This window comes from Mycolicibacterium komossense, assembly GCF_025822605.1.
Taxonomy (GTDB): Bacteria; Actinomycetota; Actinomycetes; order Mycobacteriales; family Mycobacteriaceae; genus Mycobacterium; species Mycobacterium komossense.
Map to the genome: position 1 here is coordinate 12,192 of NZ_JACKTY010000043.1, position 24,639 is coordinate 36,830.

Here is a 24,639-nt window from a genome sequence, read left to right on the forward strand (position 1 = left end):
TGAGCTGAGCCGAGTTGGGTGCGCTGCCGACGCCGCAAGCGCGACGTCGGTTCTCGAAAGATCAAAGGACCTGCGCCGGTCTCCTCTTCGAAGGAGCCGAGCGCAGCGGTTTCGATTATCGAGTCGCCAGGACGGCCCGAGTGTGGCGCCACGCACCGCTTCGCGAGGCGCCCGCTGGATCCGGATCCTAGAAATGCGCGGCGGGTACGTTGACCTGGGCGGCGAGGATGACGGCTTGTTCGGTGCCATCCTCTTTGATGTCGTCGAGTGGGGGGCCGGCGGTGACGAATAGCGTCTTACCGTCGGATCCGCCCAGAACTGCCGAATACGCGGTGTAAGGCCCGGTGTCGAGATGATCGACAACCCTGCCGCCCTCAGCGAAGCACCACACTCCCGATCCTGCGGCATCGGCTATCCAGAGGTTGCGGTGCGCATCGAGGGTGATCCCGTCTGGGATCAACAGGCTGTGCTGGCGTGCTTCTGCCAGCGATGTGAACGGCCGGGGCGGGGCTAAGTTGACCCATGATCGCCGGTTGGTCAACGAGCCGTCCTTGCGGACCTCGTAGGCGCTGACCCGCCCGGCGAACGATTCGGCCACAAACAACTCAGTGCCGTCGGGGGTGATGATGATGCCATTGGGTACCACCAGATCGTCGGCGGCGACGACCACGCTGCCATCAGGATCGCGCCGCAGCAGAACGGTGGACTGCAGTGGCCGGGTCAGGCCGTCGTTGCCGATGTACGCGCGCCCAACCGCGTCCACCCACATGTCGTTGGCCAGGCCAGGGCAGTGCTCGGACAGTTCGGCCAGCACTTCAAGGGACCCGTCATGCAGGCGCAGGAGCTTGCGGTCGACCATCGACACGACCATCAGCTCGCCAGCGGGGGAGAACCCGAGACCGGAGGGCCGGCCCGGGACATGGCACACAGGGTGAAATACCGATCCATCCCAACGGTAGACGGTGTGCTTGAAGAAGTCTGAGAACCAGAGAGCGCCGTCATGCCAGCGGGGTGCCTCGGTGAAGCTGAAGCCTTCCCCCAGTACGTCGTACACGCAGTGTGATCCTGTCTATGTCGCGGTGCAGATGGTCGAATGAATGATGTTGGAAGACACTGCGTCCGGACGATAAGCCAGCCCCAACCCCGGAGTGCTCGGAGCTGCGAACCGCCCATCGACGATGGGGGGCTCTTGGTAGCCGATGAACCGATCGACGAAATCGAAATCGTCGCCGGGTGCAAATGTCTCGACGGGACTGTGTCCGGTCATGGTCACTGCCGCGTGCCGGTGAATCTCTGGGTAGATATGCAGTGAGACTGGCACTTTGGAGACCGCGAGGATCTCGGTGAGCCCACTGAGCCCGCCCACGGTCGTCGTGTCGGCGCGCAGGACATCTACTGCTGAGGTCTGCAGCAGCGCTGCGAGCTCGTCGGGTGAGGCCTCATCGCCCGCGGCGATCGGTAAGCCTGACGACGTCCGTATCGCGGCTGTGTCGACCGCCGCGGCGGCCGGTAGCGGGTCCTCTAGCCAGGTCACACCGTACTGAGCCCACTGGCGGGCCGCGTCGACAATCCTGGCCACGTCGCGTCCGGCAAAGCCCAGATCGAGCACGATCTCGAACTCGTCGATGGATACCAGATCGCGGATCGCGGCAAGAACCTTGGTTGTCTCGTCATCGTCGAGGTTCGCTGCGATCTTCACAGATCCAAAGCCCTGATCTCGCCATGCGATGAGTCGGCGGGCCATGTCATCGCTGCTTTCACCGTGGCGGCGGTAGCCGGCCACCAGAAGTGCGGGCTGAACCCGGGGCAGGTCACCGAGCACCTGCCAGGTCGGGATTTCGCGGAGCAACCCGACCAGATCCCACGCGCAGTTGTCGACGACGGCCTGTGCTCGGGCGGCAGCCGATGTGCCTCGGCCGCGCAGATCGGAGGTGAACAGAGAGCCAAGACGAGCTCCGATGATGTCTTGCGCCAAGGCTTCTGCCGCGACACGGATCGGCTGGCCCCGGGTCAGAACATAGGCGGTGCCCGTGACCCCGGACTCGACGGTCACTTGAACGACGACGTAGTCACGCGTCGGAACCGATCGGCCCGCCAGCCGAAGGGGCGGATCCATCGTGAAGCGCAGCTCGTCTACGCGTGTACCGGTCACCCGGAAGTCGAGGATTCCGCCGTCCTGGGCTTGGCCCGGCGGTGCGTACTCGCGGTGCGGCTGGTCGCCGGTCACGTGCTAGCGGTCCTGGACGTAGGCGGTGGCTTCGACCTCGACAAGCAGGTCCGGGTGAAGGAACTCGAGGCCACCGACACACGAACTGGTGGGAAGCTGTTCGCCGAACAATTCGGCGTGGGCCCGGCCGGCTTCACGCCAGTCGGCGATGTTGCGGACAAAGACCCGTGTGCGCAGGATATCTGCTTTGGTGCCGCCGAGTTCCTCTACTGCAGCCAGGATCACCGACAGCGCATATGCGGTTTGCGCGTACAGGTCACCTACGCCTTCGATGGTGCCGTCTGGTTTGCCGGCGGTGGTGCCACCGACCTCGATCAGCGGGCCGATCCTGGTCGCGCGTGAGTATGCCCATTCCGCGACCCACGGTGCTTTGGCTTCGACTCGTTTCACTGTGCCAACTCCTTTGCTGAATCCTTGGTGATGTTGAAGCCACCGTCGACGGGCACGACTGTGCCTGTCACGAACGATGATTGGGTGGAAAGAAGAAAGGCGATGACGGCCGCGATCTCCGACGCGCTGGCGACGCGGCCCAATGCGTGACGATCGGCCACCTCAGCGAGCGGCTTCACTCCGGCGGGGCGTCTCCCCTCGGCCATCAGGGGTGAATCCACGGAGCCGGGAGCGACCGCGTTGACGCGAATTCCCCATCGAGCCCATTCCACGGCCAGGGTTCGGGTCAACGCTTCGATGCCGGCTTTGGCAATCGGGTAGGGCAGGCGGCCCGGCCAGCCGAACGTCGATGCCACCGAACTGACGTTGACGATCACTCCCGGTGTGGAGGAAGCGATCCACGACCGAGCCGCGGCTTGCGCGGTGAAAAGCGAACCTGCCACGTGGACATCGAACAGTCGGTGCAAATCCGACAACGTCAGCTCCAAGCTGGGTTTGGCGAGCAGGGTCCCGGCGCAGTTCACGAGGCCGGCGATCTCACCCGTCTCGGCCACACTGGCCACTGTGGAGTGGACTTCATCCTGATCAGAGACGTTGCAGGCCAGTGCCACCACACGCGCATCTCCGAACCGCTCGGTGAGTTGAGCAATTATCTGTGGGTCGGGATTCAGGTCGATGATCGCGCAGCGGTCGGCGCCGCCGTCGAGCAGCAGTTCGACAGTGGCCAAGCCGATTCCGCTCGCGCCGCCTGTGACCAACACAGTTCCGCTGCCTAGATCGAAAGTCATCATCACTCGCTTTCACCGTCTCTGAGATTGCCAAGGCCGCAAGGACGCTCACCGATGACTACGTGACGGCCTGTGTGACTTCGAGGTGACCACCATCCTCCGCGATCAGCCTCGCCGTTGAGGCGTTGAGGCGTTGTGCGTGCGCCCGAACTGTTCCAAAGCCTAGCGATGCGTAGTACTATGATGCAAGACATCAAATAACGATGCTCGGCATCGCATCGTCGATCGGTGTGAAACGAGCGCTGCCATCACACTGTTAGTGTTCGCGCAAAATGATGTGGCGGAAAGGGTAGCCGTGGCTGAGGGCGAATACCGGATTCAATCGTTGGCACGAGGGCTTTCAGTGCTGTCGGAGGTCGCCAACAGTGATGGCGAGCTGACCGCTGCCGAGCTCAGTCGCCGCGTCGGGGTGTCTACTCAGACCGCCTACCATCTGCTGCACACTCTGCGCCAAACCGGATATGTGGAGCAGAATTCGAGCCAGCGGTACCGGCTAGGCCGAGCCATTCCCGCACTTATCGACGGATATAAGCGGCAGTTCTCTCCGCCCGATGCAGTCCTTCGCCGCCTGCGGCGGCTCAAAGATGCGACCGGTGAGACGTGTTCACTGTCCGCGTGGTCAGGGGACGATGTCGAGCTCGTCGCGCAGGAGGCCGGCGACCACACGATCCGCGTAGCTGATATCCAGGTCGGACAGCGCGGCGCACTGCACGCCAGGGCCGCGGGCAAGATTCTGCTTGCGCGAGCTGACGAGGACAAGCGCAAGCGCGTGCTCCAAGACATACTTCTGAAGAAGTTCACCGAACACACCATTACGAGACGCGCCAAGCTTGAAGAAGCACTGCAGCGCGCGCGTGACACGGGCTGGGCCATGGACGACGAGGAATTCTCTTCGGGACTGACCTGTGTTGCTGCGTGCCTCGATCACGACGGAACTGACTTCGCATTGGCGATCCTGGCGCCGACTGAGCGACTCAAAGCCAATTTCGACCACTACCTCGCCACCCTCCTGGATGTGACGAGCAACCGAGGAGCACGCCGCAATGGATAACGCGCGGCGCAGCGCCGTCGTCACCGGTGCTGCGTCGGGAATCGGGCTGGCAACCGCCCGCCGGTTGGCTGCAGAAGGTTGGGCATTGGCCTGTGTGGATACCAACGAGACCGCGTTGGCTGAACTCGTCGCCGAGCTAACGTCCACCGGTCGGCGCGCGGTGGCAGTGGATGGTGATGTCGCGCAACGAGATACCCACGCGAAGGCGTGTGCGGCCGCTGGACAGATGGCCCCGCTGGGTGCGTGGATCGGGGTGGCCGGCATCGCCGCCAACCACGACCTAGCCACAATCTGCGAAACTGACGTCCGCCGTCTCGTCGACATCAACCAACTGGGAATGCTATGGGGCGCAATAGAAGCACTGCGCACCTGGGAATCAAACCGGTCACCTGGCGTAATCCTGGTCACCTCGTCGGTGCACGGCCGACACGCCGCGGCCGGCTCCGGCGTCTACGAAATGACCAAAGCTGCTATTGAGGCCCTCATTCGCAATATCGCGGTTACCTATGGGCCGCAAGGAATCCGAGCAGTCGCCGTCGCGCCCGGGGCGATCTCAACACCGGCGCTCCAAGCCTCCTTCGAATCGGCCAGCGACCCCGACGCCGCCCGCCGTCGCCTGGAACGCCACGCGCCCCTCAACCGCCTGGGGGAAACAGACGAGATCGCAGCGGCGATCGCGTTCCTGATCTCACCGGAAGCCTCGTACGTGTCTGGAACAACGCTCACCGTCGATGGCGCCATGTCCTCAGTTCTCATGCTTCCGTCAGAAGATCCAGCGGCAGTACGCGCAAAATAGCGGTCCCCGTTCGGCGCTGGGGCCTACTTATTCGGCGCGTGAGGGTGTCCGACGTGACTGGGGCGCCGCCCGGCCTCCAGAACTGTTGAGAGGTGGTCGAGGAGCGGTCTCAGTGTGCTTTCGAGTTGATCTTGCTGATGCTGTGGCAGGCCCGCGAGCAGTTCGCTTTCACGAGTGAGTACAGCGGCGACCAGGTTATCGACTGTCGTCCGCCCGAGCGGGGTGAGTTCGATGTCGACGGTGCGCGCGTTTCGGCGGGTGGCGCGTGTTACCAGGCCTTGGGCCTCGGCTCGATCCACGCGTTGCGTGATAGCCCCAGCGGTGATCAGTGAGGCTGCGGCTAGATCGCGGGTGGTCATGCGGTAGGGCTCTCCTTGACGGCGCAGCGTAGACAACAGGTCAAGGGTGGCCGTATCGGCGTGATGCTCGCGTAGCAGGCGCGTCCGATCGTCGCCGAGGAGCTTGGCGATGTGCCATATCCGGGTCACGATTCCGATGGAATCTACTGGAATATTGGGCAATTCGCGCTTCCACGCGGTGGCGATCGCATCAATGGGATCGCTTGACGTTGCGTCCATTCGCCCTCCTGATAGTCTTGTTTAGGCCTAAACGATAGGCTTGAAGATAGCAGGAGGTAGACGTATGCGCTCTGTAGTGGTGACCGGTGGCGGCACGGGGATTGGCCGGGAGGTCGCCGCCCAATTTGCCCAAGAGGGTTGCGATGTCATCATCACGGGCCGTCGTGAGGACATTCTGCAGCGGGCGGCGCAGGAGATGAAGGGATCGGTCCGCGCTATCCCTCTGGACGGAACAAATCCCGGACAGGTGGCAACCGCGGCGAAGCAGATCGGTGCCATCGACGTGTTGGTCAACAACGCGGGCGGAAATACCGATTTCGAGAGGAATGAGCCACGTGACCTGGGTGAACTCGCCGAGGCATGGCGTCAGAATGTGGAAAGCAACTTGATGACCGCGGTGCTCATGACGACCGCGCTGCTGCCGCAAATGCCAAGGGGCTCAGCCGTGATCACCATAGGCTCCATCGCAGCAGACAAGGGGGCCGGTTCCTATGGGGCGGCGAAGGCGGCCGTTGCATCCTGGAACGTCGACCTGGCTCGGCAGATCGGCGATCGCGGCATCACCGCCAATGTCGTCTCCGCAGGCTATGTGGCCAACACGGAATTCTTCCGGGACAAACTCACCGACGACCGCAAGGATTCCCTGGTCGATGCGGCGATGACCAAGCGGCCCGGGACTCCCGCTGATATCGCGGCGACCGTCCGGTTTCTTGCATCGCCCGGTGCGCGTCAGATCACCGGTCAAGCCATCGCCGTCAACGGAGGAGAATGGACTACTCGTTAGGCCACTCGCAGGTCGAATTCGGCCGGAGCGCTGCGCTCGATAGTGGGCATCGGCGTGCAGACCGTCCTGAGGACGATCTTCCCGACATCCTCCTAGGCGGGAATGAGCCTGATGGGCAGCGCTTCTGGGCGACGGATGATGTTGTTCACGGCCCAGGTGGGTGGGCTCAGCAGATCGATGCGTTCGACACGCTCGAGGAGTGTGCGCAGCATTGCCGAGGTCTCCATCCGGGCTAGTCCCTGACCGGCGCAGGCGTGAGTGCCGTGGCCAAAGCCGAGATGGCGGCCGGAATCGCGGCGAATATCGAAGAGCTCCGGACGTTCCCACTCGCGCTCATCGCGGTTGGCGGACCCGTACATCACCAGAACTCGGGATCCGGCGGAAAGTGCTGTGTCGCCGATATGCGTGGCGCATCGCGTCTCTCGCGCGAACGCCCGTAACGGGGATTCGAAACGCAGCACCTCGTTGACAGCGTTGGTGATCAGTCGGGGATCGGCTCTGAGGATTTCCCACTGCTCGGGATGGGTGCCGAAGAGGTAGAGCGCATTGGAGATCGCACCGATGGTGGTGTCGAGCGACGGTGCGATGTAGTCGACCATCAGTGCCGGAAGTTCACCGTGGCCCAGCTTGCCTTCGTCGGCGGCAAGCAGTAGCTCGTGGGCCATACTGCCGTCGATGACGTTGCGCTGTTTGACAACCCGACGAGTGAATCGCAGCATCTGGACGGTGGCGGGTATTGCTGTGACGGCCTGGCGGTTGAGCGGGCCCAGAATGTCGAACGTGGCACCTGCCCAGTCGAGGAGGTGCTCACGTTGGTGGGTCGGCCACCCGACGAGATCCGGGACGACGGCCAACGGCAACGCCGATGCGACGTCGGTGACCGCGTCGATCTGTCCTCTGGTGACTGCGTCGTCGACGACCTTGGCCGCCAGTTCGTCGACGGTGTCGCTGATGGAGCGAAGTGCGCGCGGAAGTAGGCGATGCGCCAACAGTTTTCGGCGCGCGTCGTGGATGTCACCGTCACTGTTGAGGGTCGTGCCGTGGGAGAGGCGGTTGGTGATCGGACTGATGGCGACGCCGTTTCCCGAGATGAAGGTCGTATCGTCGCGCAGCGCTGACTTACATTGGGCGTAACGGGGCAGCGCGTATACCCGGTGACGGGGCAACCACACGACCTCGCCCAGCTCGCGTAGCTGGTGGTAATGCGGGTAGGGGTCGAGGATGGCGTCAGTGGAGTAGATGTCGGGCTGGTACACGGGCACACCCGATCGGAACTGGAACTTACTCATTTCGGTCCTGTCTCATAGGTCGGCCATCCGCATCGACGGCACCCGGTGGCAGAGCGCGGCGATATTTCGCCCTGCGTGCATGACGGTGCGGTCGGGCCGGACGATGGCGCCGCGGACACCGCCTCGCCGCAGCCAGCGGGCGAGCGCCGTCCGGGGCTCGGCGACAACGACGGCAGCACCTTTGCTCCGCACCTCCCGAAGTTGTTCGACGCTAAGGGGTTTGGTGGTGATAACGGCAAAGCACTGGCCGAGCGCGGCGTCAACGCGTCGGCCGTCGGGCAGCGCTGGGTTGGGGCACAGCGTTCCCTCAAGTCGCCATGGCCGCCGTGACGCCGACACCATCGTCGATCTCCGCAGTGCCGGAGTGCTGCTGTTGACCAGCCGGTTGCGCATACCCGGAATGAGGCGAAGCCGAGGCGCCAGCACGCGGCGAACGATGTCGCCGGTGCCGCCGCCGGCGGTCATCGCCCACCCCACTGCCAACGCCATGCCAATCATGGCGCGAGTGTGCGGTTTTCGTTCCTGTTCGTAGCTGTCCAGGATGTCGCCGGGTAGCTCACCGGCGAGCACGGCGGCCAGCTTCCACGACAGGTTCATCGCATCGCGCAACCCAGCACCCATGCCTTGACCGATGAATGGCGGGGTGAGGTGGGCGGCGTCGCCAAGTAGGAAGATCCGCCGATTGCGCCACCGATCGGCCAGCTGCGCGCGAAAGGTGTACTCGGCGAGGCGGACTAGTTCCAGGTCGGCATCACTCGCGCCCCCTACCCAGGGGTCGATCAAGGTGCGCAACGCCGGCACTGTGGCGTATGCGCTGGCCTGTTCGCCGGGCAACAACTGAAATTCCCACCGATAGCGGCTGGGGCCGATGCGCATATACGTCGCGGCACGGCTGGGGTCGCACACCTGGTGCACGCCGTCCCACTGGTTCAGGTCAGTGGTGGTGACGACGTCGGCGACCATCCAGCGTTGCTCGAACTTCAGATCCTTCATGGTCGAGCCGATGGCGGTGCGCACCACGCTGTTGGCGCCGTCGCAGCCCAGCACGTAGGTGGCGAGGACGCTGTGTTCCGCTGCGGTGTCCCGGTCGGTGAAAGTGACGAGGACCGCGTCGGGGCCGACGGACGTGACCGCGCTGACGTCGGACTTGCCGCGCACCTCGACCCGCGGGTACCGGGCGAGATTGGCGCGCAGCACCGCCTCGAACTCCGGTTGGTCGAACATGTTGGCCTGGGGGAAGCCGTGTTTGCTCGCCGCCGGATCACGCCCGAACTGGGCGAGCACGCGACGCTCCCGATCGAGCAACCGCAGCCCCAGCGCCGGTCGCGAGATGGCCTCGAATTCGTCGGATACGCCCAGCCGCGCCACAATTCGGCAGACTTCGTCATCCATGTGGACAGCCCGCGGTTGCGGGTACACGCCGTCCCAGCGGTCCAGGACCAGGCAGTCGACGCCGTACTGGGCCAACAGAGTGGCTGCGGTGACACCGGTCGGGCCGGCGCCGACGATCACCACCGGCACCTGCCGAACTGCGGCTTCCGGTGTGTTCATCGCGCCGATGCCGCAGTGGTCATCGGGGGCATTGGACGCGGTATGTCAGTGGATAGCGGCTCAGAGTCGATTCGACCGCCTCCCGGTCGGCCCGCTCATTGACCGTGACGGTCACGACGGTGGAGCCGCCCTCGGTGCCGGCATCGACGGCCTCGACTCCGGACAGCCCGGACAGCGCCTCGACGACGGCGTTACGGGTGGCGTCGGCGCGCAACGGCAGCTTGTAAGGCTTTCCGATGGCGGTGACCGGGAGTGTGTCGACCACGGTGACGGATTTGGGCGCGGAGGCGCGCTCGCTGACCTTGTCGGCCACCCAGGCGTGCAGCTCTTCACCTGTGCAGCCGGCACCAGGGCGCAGGGTCACGTAGGCGACGGGGACTTCGCCGGCGTGGATATCGGGCCGACCGACGGCCGCGGCGGCGGTGACGCCGGGGTGAGCGAGCAGCGCGTCCTCGATGACGGTCGGATCGATGTTGTGGCCGCCACGGATAATGAGATCTTTGGCACGCCCGGTGAGATGAACGAAGCCGTCGTCGTCGATCCAGGCGAGGTCACCGGTGTCGAGCCAACCGTCGACGAGCACCCCCAAGCCGTCGAGAACGAACCGGTCGGTGGTCCGTTCGGTTACATAGCCTGGGAATACCGTGGGTCCACTGATGGCGAGGTTGCCCACGGTGTGGCGGGGCAGATCGTGCCAGCGACCGGTGTCGTCGATGCGCACGGTCTTGATTTGCTGGTAGGGCATCCGTTGGCCGACTGACCCTGGGCGTGGGTGGTCCGGGAAGCTGCGCGCGCTGGCGCACGTCGCCTCCGTCAGGCCATATCCCTCGACCAGGGTGATCCCGGTATGGGACTCGAAGTCCTTGCGTACGGCTGCGGGCAGTGCTGAGGCGCCGACCAATGCGACTCGCATGCTTGAGATGTCGGCGTCGATCGGACATTGTGCGAGCACGGCGTACACCGTGGGTACGGCGCTCATCGCCGAAACCCCGTAGTGTTCGACGATCTTCCAGAAAGCGCCGTAGAGCCCGGGGTCGCGGTAGCCAAGCGGCCCCGCCCATACGACGTGCTGGCCCCGCAGTAGCGGTGCCAACGTGGTGACGACCAGAGCGTTGACGTGAAACAGCGGTAGGGCCGCGAAAACCACCGAGTCCGAGCCCAATTCGGTGTTGGACGCGATCATCCAGGCGTCGGTCACCTCGTTTCTGTGCGTATGGGCGGCAAGTTTCGGCGTGCCGGTGGTTCCGCCGGTGTGGAACAGCGCGGCGAGATCAGTGGCCGCGGGCGGCTCGCCGGTGAAAGCGGTGCCGTCATAGGTTCGAGCCAGTTCGGTGAGGTTGTGCACGGCAGCACCGGCCAGTTCCGGTGCCGGGGCGGCAGCCACGGTGCCGGTCGCCTGCAGTATCAGCACGGTGTCGACGGCGCCGATGGCAACCAGATGCTGGGCGATGGTCCAGCCGGCTGGATCGAGGTCGGGCGACCCGCTGATCAGTACTCGGGCCCCGGACCGGCCGACGAGTTCGGCAACGTGTCCGGCGGAGAGGGCACCGTTGATCGGGGCGGCGATGCCGACGAGTTGAGCCGCCAGGGTTGCGGTGATCAGCTCATCGCAGTTCGGCGAGATCAGTGCGACCGCCGAGGTCCGGCCCACACCTAGGCTGCGCAACAGGTTGGCAGTTCGGTGAACGTCGGCCAGCAGGTCAGAAAAGGTGTGCACTGCCGGGTGCTGCCACCGTTGCCCGTCGGGTAGGACCGAGAGTGCCGGCTGGTCGGGCCAGAGCTCGGCGGCGCGGGTGAGCAGTGCATAGGTCGTACTGGGTAGTCCCCGGTCGGACAGGGGTAGCGCCTCGATGGCGCTGAGATCGTCGGGGCCGCGGTAGCGCGGCCACAGCGCATCGACGTCGGTCATCCGAATCGGACCGTGTTGTGCTGGGTGGCCAAGTCGAGTTCACCGTCGTCGGTGGCGACGCTCGCTTCGATGACGTCGCCGTTCTTGAGGTATTTGGGGTTGCCGGCTTGCCGCTTGAAGAAGGCCTTCCATTTCAGCGCAGGCGGCAGCAGCGAACCGATGATCTCGATCGGCTTGGGTGGGGCAACCAGCGCGGTGCCTGCCGGCGTGCCGGTCATGATCAGGTCACCCGGGCTGAGATCTTGAAACCGGGCCAGAGACTGCAATGCCTGTACCGGCGGGTAGATCATGTCACCGTCAACGAGCATGTCCTGGCGCAGCTCGCCATTGACACGCAGCGTGAGTCGAAGGTCGCCGAAGCGCTGGAACTCCTCGGCGGAGAGCAGCACCAGGGCGGGCCCGACCGGAGTGAACGTCGGGTAGGACTTGGCCTCGTAGAACTGGGTCTGTGGCAATTGGATATCGCGGGCGGAGACGTCGTTGGTGATTACCACACCGGCGATGAAATCGGTCCAGTTCGATTCGGAAATGATTGTGCCGACCGGGATTTCGGTCCCCACCACCAGGCCGATCTCGACTTCGTAGTCGAGGAAACGGACATGGTCGGGTTTGACGATGTCCTGGAAGGGGCCGGTGATCGAGCTGGAGGACTTGCGGAAGAAAGTCAACGGGATGGTCGCGGGATCCATCCCGGAGTCCTTGACATGGGAGGCGTAGTTCGTCATCTGCGCCACCACCCGGCACGGCCGGGTGACCGGTGACAACAGCTCAAGTCCCGCGGTGGGAACCGTCTCACTGTTGTGGGCGGCTGCATCGATGGCAGCACGATCAGCCAACAGCTCAGCCGTGGTGGTTGCAGTGGTGGCGATTTGGGCTGCGCCGGTGGGTGTTTGGACCCACCAGGCATTGTCGGTGCGCAAGACGGCGAGGGTCATGAATTGGCAACTTTCAGTAGGCCGATGAGGCGGGCGATGTCGAACTCGTTGTCGTGGCGAAGCGCGCTGAGCATCGACCGCGCTTCATGGCGAATCAACCGGGGGCTGGTCCCGAGGAAGTCCTTGGTAACGGGCGGTCCCCATTGGGCCAGGCCGGATGCGGAGAACGGCGACCAGCCAGGTTCCATTGTGCTGTCGAACATGTCGCCGTCTGCGAAGTGTTCGACGAGGAAGCCGTCGGGGTCACGCCAGTAGTCGAAAAGCTGGCTGCCCTGGATATGGCGGCCGATACCCCATGACCGGGAGTAGCCGAGGCCGGCGAGGTACGCGCCACCGGCGGCCAGTGCGTCTAGGTCGCACACCTGGTACGCCGAGTGGACATAGCGGTTCGACGGACCCAGCGCCATCGCGAGTGTGTGGTGGTCGGCGGGGGTGGCGCCGCGGTCGCAGCGAATGAAGCTCATGGCCGGTCCACGAGCGCGCTGGCCGGGGAAGAACTGAAAGTCGCTGACGATCAGCCCGAGAGTGTCGAGGTACCAGTTAAGCGCTTTGAGGTACTTGGTGCTCTGCAACACGACATGGCCGAGCCGCTGGACCTGTGCCGGTGCCCGGGGTGGGCGTTGGGTGGCGTTGACGCGGCGTAGGTCGTGGCCGAAGTTGAAGGTGTGGGCCATCTGCGGCGAAAGAGCCGGCAGGTCATAGGTGCCCGTGACCACCTCGACCGGAAAGCCGCTGGGGTCAACGAGGTTGACGCTGCGTCCGCCGATCGATTCAGGCAGTGACACGATGGTGCCGCCGGTAGCTGACGCGAGTCGCTGCAGATCGCCGTCATCGTGCGCCGTGAACGCCATACCGCGGAACCTGGTGTCGGGTCCGCGGCGAATGAGCACGCAGGGCGTGCCAGGGTCCGTTCCCCGCAGGTGCAACTCTGTGTCGTTGCGCAGAACCGTGCTGAAGCCGAAGGCCTGCGCAAACGCCTCGGCACGCACCAGGTCCGGCTTCTGGAACATCAACCAGGCCAGGTCCTGCACCTTGATCACCGGATTGCTCGACCGTCCCGGATGCTCGCCGCGATGTCCGCCGTGCTCGCTGTGCAGCCCGCTGTGGGCGCCGATTGTCTCGCTCATGAAGTATCACTCCTCGACTGACGAAATCGTCACATACTGGCCGGGCGACAGTCAAGCTATTTTGATGAAATCGTCAGTAGTGACTGAACCTGCTATTTTTAGAGCCGTCAGCGATAACGGAGGTGGCTGTGACCGATCAACCCGGCGAGCCCGTCACTCGCCTGGAACGCCGCAAGCAGCGCACTCGCGCCGCGTTGATCAGGGCCGCACAGGGTTTCATCGCCGCAGGCAAGCTCAACGTGCCCGTCTTGGAGATCACGCAGGCAGCAGATGTCGGAATGGGGTCGTTCTACAACCATTTCGACACCAAGGAGCAACTGTTCGACGCGGCTGTCTTCGAGGCACTCGATGCCCATGGTGCGCTGATGGATGCGCTCACCGCATCGATAGACGATCCCGCCGAGGCATTTGCGTGCAGCTTTCGTCTGACAGGTCGTCTGTTTCGCCGGCGTCCACAGGAGGCGCTGATCCTCCTCAGCAATAGGTTGAATCTGGTCACCGCCAAGCGTGGGCTGGCCCCGCGGGCGTTGCGTGACATCCACGCTGCGGTCGCTGCGGGGCGCTTCCACGTCGATGATCCGGAACTGGCCTTGGCGGTCGCGGGTGGAGCGATCATGGGACTGGGCACATTGCTGCGTGAGCAACCCGAACGCGACGACGCCCAGGCCGCAGACAAGCTCACCGAAGATGTGCTGCGGTTGTTCGGCGTGCCTGCGGAGGAAGCGCGTGAGATGTGCCAACGCGACTTACCCGATATCGACGCGTTCGCCGAACCCACTTCAGCCGCCTGAAACGGAGAGCTCGACGATCTACGCGTTCTAGACGTTGACGGCAATTCTGACCGTCCTGATGGTTGGGCCAGCCGTGGCCAAACTGGCTGGGGTGCAAGCGATGCGCGACGGTGCCGAGCATTTCGGCATCCCGTGGAGTCGCTATCGGCTTGTCAGAAGTTGATCAGGTGGCCTTCGAGGCCGTGAATGGCTTCTTGGAGCGCTTCGCCGAGGGTCGGATGCACGTGGATGTTGCGGGATAGTTCGAAAGAGCCGAGTTCCCACTTCTGCGCCAGTGTCAGTTCGGGTAGTAATTCGGCGACGTCGGGGCCGATGAGGTGGCCGCCGAGTAGAGTGCCGTGCTCGTCTGCGAGCAGTTTGACGAAGCCGACAGGCTCACCGAGACCGTGCGCCTTACCGTTCGCGGTGAAAGGGAACCTGGAAACGCGGACGGTTTCGTGCTCGGCGCGCGCCTGTTCCTCGGTCAGCCCGAAGCTGGCGACCTGTGGCCGGCTGAAGGTTGCGCGCGGCACCATGCGGTAGTCGCCGATCGGCATTGTTGTTGTCCCTGCGATGGTTTCGGCGGCAATGACGCCCATCGCCTCGGCGACGTGCGCAAGTTGGAGCTTCATGGTGGCGTCGCCGATGGCGTACACGTGCGAATTGGTGGTGCGCATGCGCTCGTCGATCGCGATGGCGCCCCGACTATCGGTGTCGACCTCTGCCGCCTCCAAACCCAGGTCGGTGCTGTTGGGGGCGAAGCCGGTGGCGACAAGTACGCGCGCAGCCTCCACGGTGTGGGATGTTCCGCCCGTGGTCCAGGTGACTGCGACGTGCTCACCTTGGTCGTCGGCCTTGTCGACGCGTGCGTCGGTGTGGACTGTCACGCCCAGGCGTTGGTATGCCCGGGATATCTCCTTCGAGACGTCGGCGTCTTCGAGGGGAAGGACGCGGTCGCAATACTCCAGGATCGTCACCGCGGCGCCGAAGTTGGCGGCAATGTAAGCGAATTCCATGCCGATGGGGCCGCCGCCGACGATCACCAGAGATGCGGGCATTGTGGGGTCGAGGATCATCTCCTGGTAGGTGACCACGTTGGCCGAGGTGGTGACGCCCTCGGGTAGCCGGGGGCGGGAACCGGTAGCCACGATCGCGTCGGTGAACCCGATGATGCTGGCGCTACGGTCGGGTGCGGTGACTTCCAGCGTGGACGCCGAGGTGAAACGTGCGCGCCCGGAAATCTCGGTGATCTTGTTCTTCCGCATGAGGTAGTGGATGCCCTCGGCGCGTCCGTCGGCTACTTCGCGGCTGCGTTCGTGGGCGCGTGCATAGTCGAAATGCGATTGTCCCCTTATACCGAAGTGGTCGGCCTGCCGGCGCCAGATGTCGGCGAGCTCGGCATTCCGCAACAGTGCTTTCGACGGGATGCAGCCGACGTTGAGGCAGACTCCGCCCCAGTACCGTTCTTCGACGATGGCCACCCGCTTACCGAGTTGGGCGGCGCGGATCGCGGCGACATAGCCACCGGGACCTGCGCCGACCACAACGACATCGAAGTGCTGCGGCGCCTCGGCTGCAGCGCTCACAGGAAAGCTTCCGTCGGATCGGTCAGGATGGCCGCCGTATCGGCCAGCAACTGTGAACCCTCCTGGCCGTCCAGCACCCGGTGATCGAAGGAGAGCGCAAGTTGTAGAACAGATCTCGGCTCGATGCGCTCGTCTCCTCCGGTGCCGACGACCCACGGGGTCCGCCGCATGGCTCCCACCGCCAGGATCGCGGTCTCACCGGGATTGAGGATCGGTGTCCCAGTGTCGACTCCGAACACGCCGACATTGCTGATGGTGGTGGTGCCGCCCGCCATCGCTTCGGGTGCGGTGTGGCCGGCTCGGGCGGTCTGGGCGAGCTGGTTGATGGCGTCGGCGAGTTCACGCAGGCTCAGTCGGTCTGCGGCCTTGATATTGGGCACCACCAGCCCGCGAGGTGTGGCCGCCGCAATGCCGAGATTGACCTGGGCGGGAAGGACGATCTCTTGTGCTTTTTCATCCCAGCGGGCGTTGGCCATCGGGGTGCGGCGAAGCGCATGGAGGTAGGCGCGAGCTACGAACGTCAGGGGTGTCGCTTTGGTCTTGCGGAACTCGCGGCGCGCAAGAACCCGGTCACGCAACTCCAGAGTCGCTGTCATGTCGACGGTGACGAACTCGGTGACATGCGGTGCGGTGAACGCCGATGCGACCATCGCCGCCGCGGTGTGCTTGCGAACGCCTTTGATGGGAATGCGTGTTTCACCGACAGCGGGTTTGGCCATGTCCGAGGCCGGTGGCTCCACTGCCGGTGCGGGGGAGGCCTCACGGGTCTGTGCGGCGGCGAGCACATCGGTGCGCAGGACCACGCCGTCGTCGCCGCTGGGCGGCACGGTGGCAAGATCAACCCCGAGCACCTCGGCGAGTTTGCGCACCGGCGGCTTTGCGCGAGGACGTGCTGTCCCGACGTGGTCGCGCCGGCGTCGGCGCGGCGTGTCTTCCTCGCGGGCGCCGTAGCCGACGAGCAGCTTGGGCTCATCGGTATCGGATTCGGCTGCCGGCGCCGTGGCATTCTCACTGCGAGCACTGGCATCGTGACCGGTGGCGATGGCGATGATCGGCGCGCCGACAGCGACGGTTTCGCCCTGCTGCGAACAGAGTTCGACGACAGTGCCGGAGTATGGGGAGGGCAGTTCGACCAGTGATTTGGCGGTCTCGATCTCGACGATGATCTGATTGACCTCCACCGTGTCACCCGCGGCGACACGCCAGGTGACGATTTCGGCTTCGGTGAGGCCCTCACCGACGTCGGGCAGCAGGAACTGCTGGACGGTTTGCGTCGTCACGGGTGTTCTCCTGGGCGGGAAGTTCGGCGGACGGTGATCAGTAAGAGAGGCTGGCGTCGCAGGCATCGAGCAGCCGGTCGAGATTGGGTAGCCAGTCCGCTTCGAGCCGGCTTGCCGGATAGGGGGTGTCGTACCCGGTGACTCGCAGAACTGGTGCTTCGAGGTCGTAGAACGCCTCACGCTGGACGCGTGTGGCCAGTTCTCCTCCGATACCGCCGGATTGTGAAGCCTCGTGGGTGATCACGAGCCTGCCGGTGCGGCGCACCGACTCCACGACGGTGCCGTGATCGAGCGGGGACAGCGTTCGCAGGTCGACGATCTCGACCTCGTGGCCGTCGCGGGCCATCTCGTCAGCGGCCTTGACAGCGGTGGAGACCAGTGCCCCGTAGGTTGCGATGGTGAGTGCGTCGCCGCGGCGGACGGTGCGTGCCGTATTCAGATCGGCTGTGGGAGCGTCGAAGTCGACTTCGCCCTTGCCCCAGTAGATTTTCTTGGGTTCGAGGAAGACCACCGGGTCGCTGCACCGCACGGCCGCCCGCAGGAGGGTATATCCCTCTTGCGGGGTGGACGGGCACAGCACTCTCAATCCGGGCGTGTGGGCGAAATAGGCCTCGGGTGATTCGCTGTGGTGCTCGATGGCTCCGATGCCGCCACCTACGGGTATGCGGATGACGACCGGCAGGCTGATGTTTCCCTCGGAGCGATGCCGGTATTTGGCGAGCTGCGTGACGATCTGGTTCATGGCCGGAAAGACGAACCCGTCGAACTGGATTTCCACGATGGTGCGGTAGCCGGCCAGGGCCAGGCCGATGGCACTGCCCACGATGCCGGCTTCGCCCAGCGGGGAGGTCACCACCCGGTCTTCGCCGAAGTCTTTGGCCAGGCCGTCGGTGACGCGGAAGACTCCGCCGAGCGGGCCGATGTCTTCACCTACCAGGAGAACTTTCGGATCGGTGTCGAGCTCGTGGCGCAGTGCGTCGTTGAGTGCGTGCGCGAGTGCCTTTCGCGACGTCGTGGTCTCGGGTGTCGTGGTCTCGGCAGTGGTGGTCGCGAGTGTTGCGGTCACGGGTGTGCCTCGGTACCGGCGTTGACGAAGGCGAGGTGCTGCTCGCGCTGACGGGCCAGTTCGGGAGGCATGTGCTCGAGGGTGGTGAGGAACGGTGAGTCGGCTTGGGGCATCGGCAGTTCGCGGCACCCGGTGCGCAGCCGCTGCGCGAGTTGCTGCTCGTCGGCTGCCAGGGTGGCTTCGAACTCTTCACCCAGTCCACCCTGGGCGGCGAAGTATCGACGGAGCCTGGCGATCGGGTCCAGTGCGCTCCAGTGGTCGTTGTCGCTGGCGCTCCGGTAGCGCAGATCGTCATCGGAGGTGGTGTGGGGATTTCGACGGTAGGTCACCGCCTCGATAAGAGTCGGCCCGTTGCCGGCCCGTGCAGCGGCCAGCGCGCGTTGGGTGGCGGCGTGACAAGCGATGACGTCGTTGCCGTCGACCCGGACTCCGGGGAACCCGAAGCCGGCCGCCCGTTGCGCGGCGGGCACCCGGCTTTGCACGGAGAAAGGCGCGGAGATGGCCCACTGGTTGTTCTGGCAGAAGAAGACCACGGGCAGGTTCTGCGCGGCGGCCCACACAAACGCTTCGTTGGACTCGCCCTCGCTCAGTGCCCCGTCGCCGAGGAAAACCAGGACCGCGCGATCCCGCTGCGCGTCGCCGGTACCGACGTCGCCGTCGCGCACGACACCCATGGCGTAGCCCACAGCGTGCAGTGTCTGCGCCCCGATCACCAGCGTGTAGAGCTGAAAGTTCCGTTCGGCGGGGTTCCACCCGCCCATCGTGGTGCCACGGAACAGGCCGAGCAGCTGTACCGGATCGACGCCGAAACACCATGCCACGGCGTGTTCGCGGTAGGTGGGGAAGACGACGTCACGCGGCCGCAGCGATAGGCCCGCCCCCACTTGGGCGCCTTCTTGTCCGAGCATCGACGGCCAGAGTCCGAGCTCGCCTTGGCGTTGCAATGCGATCGCTTCAGTGTCGATTCGCCGTGCGAGGGTCATGTCGCGGAGCGCTCGGCGCAGGTCCAACGCGGCGTGTTCGACACCGAGATCGGTTGTGGCGATGGTGCCGTCGGCTCCGAGCACGCTCCATATGGCTGCGGGTCCGGCTAGCTCGGTCACTGACATCTCAGCGGCTCTTCTTCCACATCGTCGAAAGTGCCATGGGTCCTATCGAAGCGCAATCACTAAGCGTCAAACCGGCTCAGCGCGCAGAATCATGGCGTAACAACCCAACCCGGAGTGCAATATCCTGCTCGAGACGGCTGAATGTGATCGAGGGGACGACTGTGGACGAGATTGATCAGCAGATTCTGGATATTCTGCGGACCGACGCGCGTGCGGCGGTGAGCGATATAGCTCGGCAGGTCGGCCTGACCAATGCCCCGGTAGCCCGCCGGATCGCGCGATTGGAGTCCACTGGCGTCATCAAGGGGTATGTGGCGGTCATCGACGAGGTGGCAGCGGGTGGCATCGAGGCATTCACCGAGATCAGATTGGTGGGTAGCGTCGACACCCGTGAGATCGAGGAGATCGCGCGGCAGGTTCCCGAGGTGCAACAGTTCTTCACCATCTCCGGCGATCCAGATGCATTGCTGCGCTTCAAGGTTCGCAATGTCGAGCACCTGCAGACCGTGGTCAACGCGATCCGGAGCACGGGTCTGGTGTCCGGAACGAAAAGCCTCATCGTGATGTCGACGTGGGACCGTTCTGCAGCGCGGCTGTCGAGTGACTGACGGAGTTTACGAGCTGATCCCGTTGGTCAGAATCGTGGCCAGTTCCCGGTAGGCGTCGGCGTCTTCGAGGCCACTGCTGGCGCGCACCCCACGCTGTTGGATGCGAACCATCATGGTGGTCACCAGGTCTGCGGCGAATGCGGCGTGGACGTCGCGGAAGGTGCCGTCGACCACGCCCTCGTGGATCAACTCCTGAACCCGGGCCGCCGCCAGCCGCGTGTTCATCTCATACACCTCTCGAGCGGGCGCAAAGTCCGCCAAGTCGGCCATGAAGGTGTCCGATGCTCGCTCCAGTGCGGAGCCCACTGCAGTGAGATACGTCGTGATCCGAGCGCGGGCGTCCTGGTGGCCGACAATCTGTGAATCGACGTGCTCGGTCGCCACCCGGAAGAAGTGGATGGTGGCGGCGCGGACAAGTTGGTCCTTGCTCTTGGCGAGCGTGTAGAGCGTGGACTTCGAACAGTGCAGCTCAGCGGCGATGTCATCGAGGGTGAAGCGCGCAAAGCCCTGGGCCAGAAAGAGTGTGACCAGCTCGTCGAAGAGTTGGGTACGCCGGCGGGTGGCGAACTCGACCTGGCGTTCCCCGCGCTGCATTGCCACATAGTACTGGCCGGCTGCTTGCAGTACTGCCGCGATGACAGTACTGTCCGGCGTACTTCAGTATCATTTCCAGCTTGAGTGAGGTTCACATGGCCGTCGAGCGTCTACTGCCGACCGAGGAATCCCGCGAGCTCATCGAGCTCACCCGCGCGGTCGCCGACAAGGTCCTGGAGCCGATTGTCGACCGCCACGAGAAGAGTGAGACCTATCCGGCGGGAGTGTTCGCCACCCTCGGCGAAGCCGGGCTGCTGAGCGTGCCGTTCCCCGAGGAATGGGGTGGCGCCGGGCAACCGTACGAGGTCTACCTTCAGATGCTGGAGGAGATTGCGGCGCGCTGGGCGGCCATCGCGGTCGCGGTCAGTGTCCACAGCCTGTCCTGTCATCCACTGCTGGCGTTCGGTACCGAACAGCAGAAGCAGAAGTGGTTGCCGGAGATGCTGGGCGGCAACATGATCGGTGCCTATTCTCTGTCCGAGCCGCAAGCCGGATCCGATGCCGCGGCGCTTTCCTGCAAGGCCGTGCCCGCCGAGGGTGGCTATCGAATCAGTGGCGCCAAAGCATGGATCACCCACGGCGGCATCGCCGACTTCTACTCCCTGTTCGCCCGTACCAACGAAGGCAGCAAGGGCATCACATGCTTCCTGGTAGCCGGAGACACTCCGGGATTGAGCTTCGGTAAACCCGAGGACAAGATGGGACTGCACGCGGTGCCCACCACCTCGGCCCACTATGACGACGCGTTCGTCGCCTCCGATCGCCGCATCGGCGTCGACGGCCAGGGGCTGCAGATCGCTTTCAGCGCACTCGATTCCGGGCGTCTCGGTATCGCTGCGGTGGCAGTCGGGCTGGCTCAGGCCGCTCTCGACGAAGCCGTTTCCTACGCGCATGAGCGCAGCACATTCGGGCGCAAGATCATCGACCACCAAGGGTTGGGATTCCTGCTTGCCGATATGGCCGCCGCCGTCGACTCTGCCCGCGCAATGTATCTGGATGCGGCACGTCGACGAGACGCCGGGCTGTCTTACTCGCGGCAGGCCTCGGTGGCCAAACTGATCGCCACCGACGCTGCTATGAAGGTCACCACCGACGCCGTGCAGGTGCTGGGCGGATACGGCTACACCCGCGACTTCCGGGTCGAACGCTATATGCGAGAAGCGAAGATCACGCAGATCTTCGAAGGCACCAACCAGATTCAGCGGTTGGTCATCAGCCGCACCCTCGCCGCCCGTTGACAGTGCACATCGTGAGCAACGCGATGCTCAACGGCGAGACCATTCGCTTGGACGGTGCTATCCGGATGGCACCTCGGTAGCCGTGCTTGTGCCGGCGGCCCCGAGCACCGCCGCGGCTTGGTCGATCGCCGCGTTCAGCTCGCTCGATGGGAGTTCGCCGAGTCCGGTGGCTGAACGTAGGTAGGGCTCGAAGAGTCGCCAGCTCAGTTGCAGGGCAACCGAATGCGCAGCTGCCAGTCGTGCGTCGAGGTCCGTTTCGTGCTGCTCTTTGAGTTCGTCGATCAGGACAGCGATTCCCGGATGTGATGTCTGCAATGTGTCAGTCGGGTAGCCATCGAGCGTTGCACGCGCCATGACGCGGGAATGGATGTCGACGGCGGCATCGAACTCTGGGCCAGTGATATGTCTGCCGATCAGATCGGCAACCCTGCGGCCGAGGTCATCGAGAACAGCGCCGACGAGTTGCTCCTTGGTGCCGAAATGGCGAAACACCAACCCGTAGTTCACTCCCGCCCGTGCGGCCACTTGCCGCAGCGATGTCTGGCTGGGTCCCTGATCAGCGAAAAGCTCGGCCGCTGCGGTGAGTATCGCGGGAACGACCGAAGGACCGGTCGGCTTCGGCGGGGTCGCCGGCTTGGCGCGTTTCGTAGCCATGCGGCTACCCTAGCGGCCCGCGCGGATCGGCCGGTAAACGTCAACGCCGGCAATCCAGACGGCCGGGAGGTGCGACGTTGCCGATTTGTAGCCACATGGCTACATTGGCAGAGGTGAGCAGGTAGCCACGTGGCTAATCAAGCTCGGTATCGACCTGGGGAGCCGCCGTGCCAACGAGTTTCGCGCAACGCAAGGGCCGCGACGGAGATGCCGGCGTGGGCCGGCTCTCGATCCGCGGACCGGTGACCGGCGGTCGGGGACGGCCGTACTCGTCGTCGATCGTGGATCTCGACGAGTACGGCTATTGCGAGGCCGAATACTTCGTCTCCGGTCGCGCGGCCACCTTCGCCCCGGCGCCGGGTACGACGCTTGGGGTCGACGGGCATTGGAACGTCGTTGCCACTGATGGGGCCGACTTCACCACCCGCATCCTGGTCCGCCGCCCGAGTGCCGAGCGATTCAACGGAACCGTCGTCGTCGAGTTCATGCAGGAGTACTTCGGTACCGAGCGGGATACCAACTTCCGGTGGAACGCCGAGACCCTGATGCGCGAAGGCTTCGCCTGGGTGGGTGCGTCCCTGCACCATGAAAGCGTCGATGCGACCGGTGGCCAAGAGGTCGAGTACCAGGGCATGAAACTTCGGCCGGGACCCGCGATGATCGAATGGGATGCGGATCGGTATGCACGGCTGCGTTTTCCGAGCTCCGACTTGTGCTATGACGTGCTCTCCCAGATCGGCCGCGCGGTAGGGCCCGAGCGCGACGGCGCGGTCGATCCGCTGCCCGGGCTCGAGGTGCACCGGGTCGTTGCGGTCGGCAACACCATCGCGGCGGATCGGCTGCAGCACTACATCAACGGAATTCACCACCGGGACAGCGTCTTCGATGGCTTTCTTCTGCAGGATGTGGCTGAATCCGGTGTCGGGCTCTCCGGTGACGTGCAGTCGCCGGCCGGCCTGTGCTTGCGCACCGATATCAACGTGCCGACCATCGTGCTCAACACCATGACCGCCGCCGTCCAAGCAGTCGATCAGCCGGAAGGTCCCTACCTGCGATTCTGGGAGCCGGCGGGCAGCGCACACACCACCGGTGCGTATATGGTCCGGGTGGCAGCGGCCACCAAACGCGATCTCGGCGTGGAGTCCCCGATCTGTCCTGCCGACTACACCAACACCTTTCCGCTGGAGTACATCGCAGGCGCAGCGTTGGTCGCAGTGAATCGCTGGGCAGCAGAGCAACATCCGGCGCCCAGCTTTGCGCGGCTGGTGCGGACTGGGCAGCCACCAGCTGCGAGTGAGGAGGTCGACGAGCACGGCAATGCTCTCGGTGGTCTGCGCAGCCCGTGGGTTGATGTGCCGATCGCCCGCTACGACTGGCGCGGTGAGTGCCTGGGTGACGCGGGCCGCACTTACCCATTTACCGCTGATCAGCTCACCGGGCTGTATGGCGAGCCCGCCAACTACCACCGCGCCTTCGAAATGCAGGCACGCGGCGCGCAGGAACGCGGCGTACTGCTGGCGCAGGACGTTCAACAAGCGATCAGCATCGCCAGAAAGGTCACCTGGTGACGATCGAGCAACTCGACGGTAAGCGGGTTTTCGTAACCGGTGCGGCATCGGGCATCGGCGCCGCGACCGTCGAGCTGTTCCAGACGCTGGGCGCCGCGGTCGTGGGAGTGGACATAACTGAGGGCGCTGGCCTGATCCGCTGCGATGTCACCGATCCCGCGTCCGTGCGGGCAGCGATTGACCACACCGTCGGAGCACTCGGCGGGCTCGACGTGGTGGTGAACGTCGCCGGTATAGGGGGTATGGCCCCACTGGCGGAGATGACGCTCGACCGGTGGAACGCCATCATGGCCGTCAACGTGACCGGACCGATGTTGGTGACACAGGCGGCGCTGCCGCACCTCGTGCAGAGCGCAGGCAACGTGGTCAGCGTCGCGTCGATCTCCGGGCTTCAGGGCCAGCCGTACATGTCGGCGTACTGCGCATCGAAGGCGGCGTTGCTGCACTTCATGAAGTCGATGGCAGTTGAACTTGCGCCGCAACACATCCGAGTCAATTGCGTCTGTCCCGGTGGTGTGGGCCCGCTACCGAACCCCGACGCGGCCGCGGCGATGGTGCCACCCGGCGTCGACCCGATGGTGTTCACCCGACTCAACCCGGTGCTGTCCGGAGTCATCGAGCCGACCGACATCGCCGACGCGCTGGCCTACCTGGCCTCTGACTCCGCCCGATCCATCACCGGTGCGGCGCTGCTGGTCGACCGCGGAACCCTCTGGTAAGTGGTCGACAAAAACTCCGAAT

At 64.6% G+C, this 24,639-nt stretch carries 24 protein-coding genes and 1 pseudogene; 9 read left to right on the forward strand and 16 right to left on the reverse strand.

The features are described from left to right. Positions 1-187 precede the first annotated feature (187 nt). Genes H7J73_RS26330 through H7J73_RS26345 form a run of 4 tightly spaced genes read right to left on the reverse strand, consistent with a single transcriptional unit; the run spans position 188 to position 3,405 of the window. Complete coding sequence (locus tag H7J73_RS26330) at positions 188-1,054, reverse strand: SMP-30/gluconolactonase/LRE family protein (RefSeq protein WP_264070720.1); 867 nt, start codon at positions 1,052-1,054, stop codon at positions 188-190. A gap of 15 nt (positions 1,055-1,069) precedes the next feature. Beyond that, complete coding sequence (locus tag H7J73_RS26335) at positions 1,070-2,227, reverse strand: enolase C-terminal domain-like protein (RefSeq protein ID WP_264070721.1); 1,158 nt, start codon at positions 2,225-2,227, stop codon at positions 1,070-1,072. A 3-nt stretch (positions 2,228-2,230) separates the two neighbouring features. Further along, the gene (locus tag H7J73_RS26340) at positions 2,231-2,617 is read right to left on the reverse strand and encodes a Rid family hydrolase (RefSeq protein WP_264070722.1); all 387 of its coding nucleotides are present in this window, start codon (positions 2,615-2,617) and stop codon (positions 2,231-2,233) included. Beyond that, positions 2,614-3,405, reverse strand: a complete 792-nt coding sequence (locus H7J73_RS26345) for an SDR family NAD(P)-dependent oxidoreductase (RefSeq protein WP_264070723.1) — start codon at positions 3,403-3,405, stop codon at positions 2,614-2,616. Before H7J73_RS26345 ends, H7J73_RS26340 begins: the two co-directional genes overlap by 4 nt. A gap of 295 nt (positions 3,406-3,700) precedes the next feature. On the opposite strand from H7J73_RS26345, the gene H7J73_RS26350 reads away from it, so the two are divergent. After that, positions 3,701-4,456: an IclR family transcriptional regulator gene (locus H7J73_RS26350; RefSeq protein ID WP_264070724.1), complete on the forward strand. Its 756-nt coding sequence runs from the start codon at positions 3,701-3,703 to the stop codon at positions 4,454-4,456. Next, the gene (locus tag H7J73_RS26355) at positions 4,449-5,252 is read left to right on the forward strand and encodes an SDR family NAD(P)-dependent oxidoreductase (protein WP_264070725.1); all 804 of its coding nucleotides are present in this window, start codon (positions 4,449-4,451) and stop codon (positions 5,250-5,252) included. Before H7J73_RS26350 ends, H7J73_RS26355 begins: the two co-directional genes overlap by 8 nt. Before the next feature lie 23 nt (positions 5,253-5,275). Here the strand turns inward: H7J73_RS26355 and H7J73_RS26360 are convergent, their stop codons facing one another. Beyond that, on the reverse strand, positions 5,276-5,830 hold the full coding sequence (locus H7J73_RS26360; protein ID WP_264070726.1) for a MarR family winged helix-turn-helix transcriptional regulator: 555 nt from the start codon (positions 5,828-5,830) through the stop codon (positions 5,276-5,278). A gap of 79 nt (positions 5,831-5,909) precedes the next feature. On the opposite strand from H7J73_RS26360, the gene H7J73_RS26365 reads away from it, so the two are divergent. Further along, positions 5,910-6,614, forward strand: a complete 705-nt coding sequence (locus tag H7J73_RS26365) for an SDR family NAD(P)-dependent oxidoreductase (protein ID WP_264070727.1) — start codon at positions 5,910-5,912, stop codon at positions 6,612-6,614. Positions 6,615-6,706: 92 nt separating this feature from the next. On the opposite strand, the gene H7J73_RS26370 is transcribed toward H7J73_RS26365, so the two are convergent. From H7J73_RS26370 to H7J73_RS26390, 5 genes are read right to left on the reverse strand one after another with little or no spacing between them, the layout of a single operon-like run. Further along, positions 6,707-7,903: a cytochrome P450 gene (locus tag H7J73_RS26370; RefSeq protein ID WP_264070728.1), complete on the reverse strand. Its 1,197-nt coding sequence runs from the start codon at positions 7,901-7,903 to the stop codon at positions 6,707-6,709. Positions 7,904-7,915: 12 nt separating this feature from the next. Continuing rightward, positions 7,916-9,454: a bifunctional 3-(3-hydroxy-phenyl)propionate/3-hydroxycinnamic acid hydroxylase MhpA gene (mhpA, locus tag H7J73_RS26375; protein ID WP_264070729.1), complete on the reverse strand. Its 1,539-nt coding sequence runs from the start codon at positions 9,452-9,454 to the stop codon at positions 7,916-7,918. A gap of 19 nt (positions 9,455-9,473) precedes the next feature. Then, positions 9,474-11,363: an acyl-CoA synthetase gene (locus tag H7J73_RS26380; RefSeq protein ID WP_264070730.1), complete on the reverse strand. Its 1,890-nt coding sequence runs from the start codon at positions 11,361-11,363 to the stop codon at positions 9,474-9,476. Then, a complete protein-coding gene (locus tag H7J73_RS26385; protein WP_264070731.1) occupies positions 11,360-12,298 on the reverse strand; it encodes a fumarylacetoacetate hydrolase family protein in 939 nt (312 codons plus the stop codon). Before H7J73_RS26385 ends, H7J73_RS26380 begins: the two co-directional genes overlap by 4 nt. Then, positions 12,295-13,425, reverse strand: coding sequence for a VOC family protein (locus H7J73_RS26390; RefSeq protein ID WP_264070732.1), 1,131 nt, complete (start codon positions 13,423-13,425; stop codon positions 12,295-12,297). Before H7J73_RS26390 ends, H7J73_RS26385 begins: the two co-directional genes overlap by 4 nt. Positions 13,426-13,553: 128 nt before the next feature. Here H7J73_RS26390 and H7J73_RS26395 point away from each other — a divergent pair, with 128 nt between their 5' ends. Continuing rightward, positions 13,554-14,216 (forward strand): TetR/AcrR family transcriptional regulator, encoded by a 663-nt coding sequence (locus H7J73_RS26395; protein ID WP_264070733.1) that lies wholly within the window; start codon positions 13,554-13,556, stop codon positions 14,214-14,216. A 152-nt stretch (positions 14,217-14,368) separates the two neighbouring features. On the opposite strand, the gene lpdA is transcribed toward H7J73_RS26395, so the two are convergent. From lpdA to H7J73_RS26415, 4 genes are read right to left on the reverse strand one after another with little or no spacing between them, the layout of a single operon-like run. Continuing rightward, a complete protein-coding gene (lpdA, locus tag H7J73_RS26400; protein WP_264070734.1) occupies positions 14,369-15,781 on the reverse strand; it encodes a dihydrolipoyl dehydrogenase in 1,413 nt (470 codons plus the stop codon). After that, complete coding sequence (locus H7J73_RS26405; protein WP_264070735.1) at positions 15,778-17,061, reverse strand: dihydrolipoamide acetyltransferase family protein; 1,284 nt, start codon at positions 17,059-17,061, stop codon at positions 15,778-15,780. Before H7J73_RS26405 ends, lpdA begins: the two co-directional genes overlap by 4 nt. 37 nt (positions 17,062-17,098) lie before the next feature. Beyond that, positions 17,099-18,127: an alpha-ketoacid dehydrogenase subunit beta gene (locus tag H7J73_RS26410; RefSeq protein WP_264070736.1), complete on the reverse strand. Its 1,029-nt coding sequence runs from the start codon at positions 18,125-18,127 to the stop codon at positions 17,099-17,101. After that, positions 18,124-19,236: a thiamine pyrophosphate-dependent enzyme gene (locus H7J73_RS26415; RefSeq protein ID WP_264070737.1), complete on the reverse strand. Its 1,113-nt coding sequence runs from the start codon at positions 19,234-19,236 to the stop codon at positions 18,124-18,126. The genes H7J73_RS26410 and H7J73_RS26415 overlap by 4 nt, the downstream gene beginning before the upstream one ends. Positions 19,237-19,397: 161 nt before the next feature. On the opposite strand from H7J73_RS26415, the gene H7J73_RS26420 reads away from it, so the two are divergent. Then, positions 19,398-19,844 (forward strand): Lrp/AsnC family transcriptional regulator, encoded by a 447-nt coding sequence (locus H7J73_RS26420; RefSeq protein ID WP_264070739.1) that lies wholly within the window; start codon positions 19,398-19,400, stop codon positions 19,842-19,844. Between the two features lie 6 nt (positions 19,845-19,850). On the opposite strand, the gene H7J73_RS26425 is transcribed toward H7J73_RS26420, so the two are convergent. Then, complete coding sequence (locus H7J73_RS26425; protein ID WP_264070741.1) at positions 19,851-20,438, reverse strand: TetR/AcrR family transcriptional regulator; 588 nt, start codon at positions 20,436-20,438, stop codon at positions 19,851-19,853. A gap of 95 nt (positions 20,439-20,533) precedes the next feature. Between H7J73_RS26425 and H7J73_RS26430 the strand changes: the two genes are divergently transcribed. Both H7J73_RS26430 and H7J73_RS34040 read left to right on the forward strand, forming a co-directional pair. Then, positions 20,534-21,676: an acyl-CoA dehydrogenase family protein gene (locus tag H7J73_RS26430; RefSeq protein WP_264070798.1), complete on the forward strand. Its 1,143-nt coding sequence runs from the start codon at positions 20,534-20,536 to the stop codon at positions 21,674-21,676. Continuing rightward, positions 21,673-21,756, forward strand: a pseudogene (locus H7J73_RS34040) (3-hydroxyacyl-CoA dehydrogenase); the annotation flags it as partial. The gene H7J73_RS26430 and the pseudogene H7J73_RS34040, both read left to right, overlap by 4 nt. Here H7J73_RS34040 and H7J73_RS26435 read toward each other — a convergent pair. After that, entirely contained in the window at positions 21,734-22,330 is a 597-nt protein-coding gene (locus H7J73_RS26435; protein ID WP_264070742.1) for a TetR/AcrR family transcriptional regulator, read from the reverse strand. The pseudogene H7J73_RS34040 and the gene H7J73_RS26435 overlap by 23 nt on opposite strands. A gap of 167 nt (positions 22,331-22,497) precedes the next feature. Between H7J73_RS26435 and H7J73_RS26440 the strand changes: the two genes are divergently transcribed. After that, positions 22,498-23,898, forward strand: a complete 1,401-nt coding sequence (locus H7J73_RS26440) for an alpha/beta hydrolase domain-containing protein (RefSeq protein ID WP_264070743.1) — start codon at positions 22,498-22,500, stop codon at positions 23,896-23,898. Further along, complete coding sequence (locus H7J73_RS26445) at positions 23,895-24,617, forward strand: SDR family NAD(P)-dependent oxidoreductase (protein WP_264070744.1); 723 nt, start codon at positions 23,895-23,897, stop codon at positions 24,615-24,617. Before H7J73_RS26440 ends, H7J73_RS26445 begins: the two co-directional genes overlap by 4 nt. The last annotated feature ends 22 nt before the right edge of the window (positions 24,618-24,639 follow it).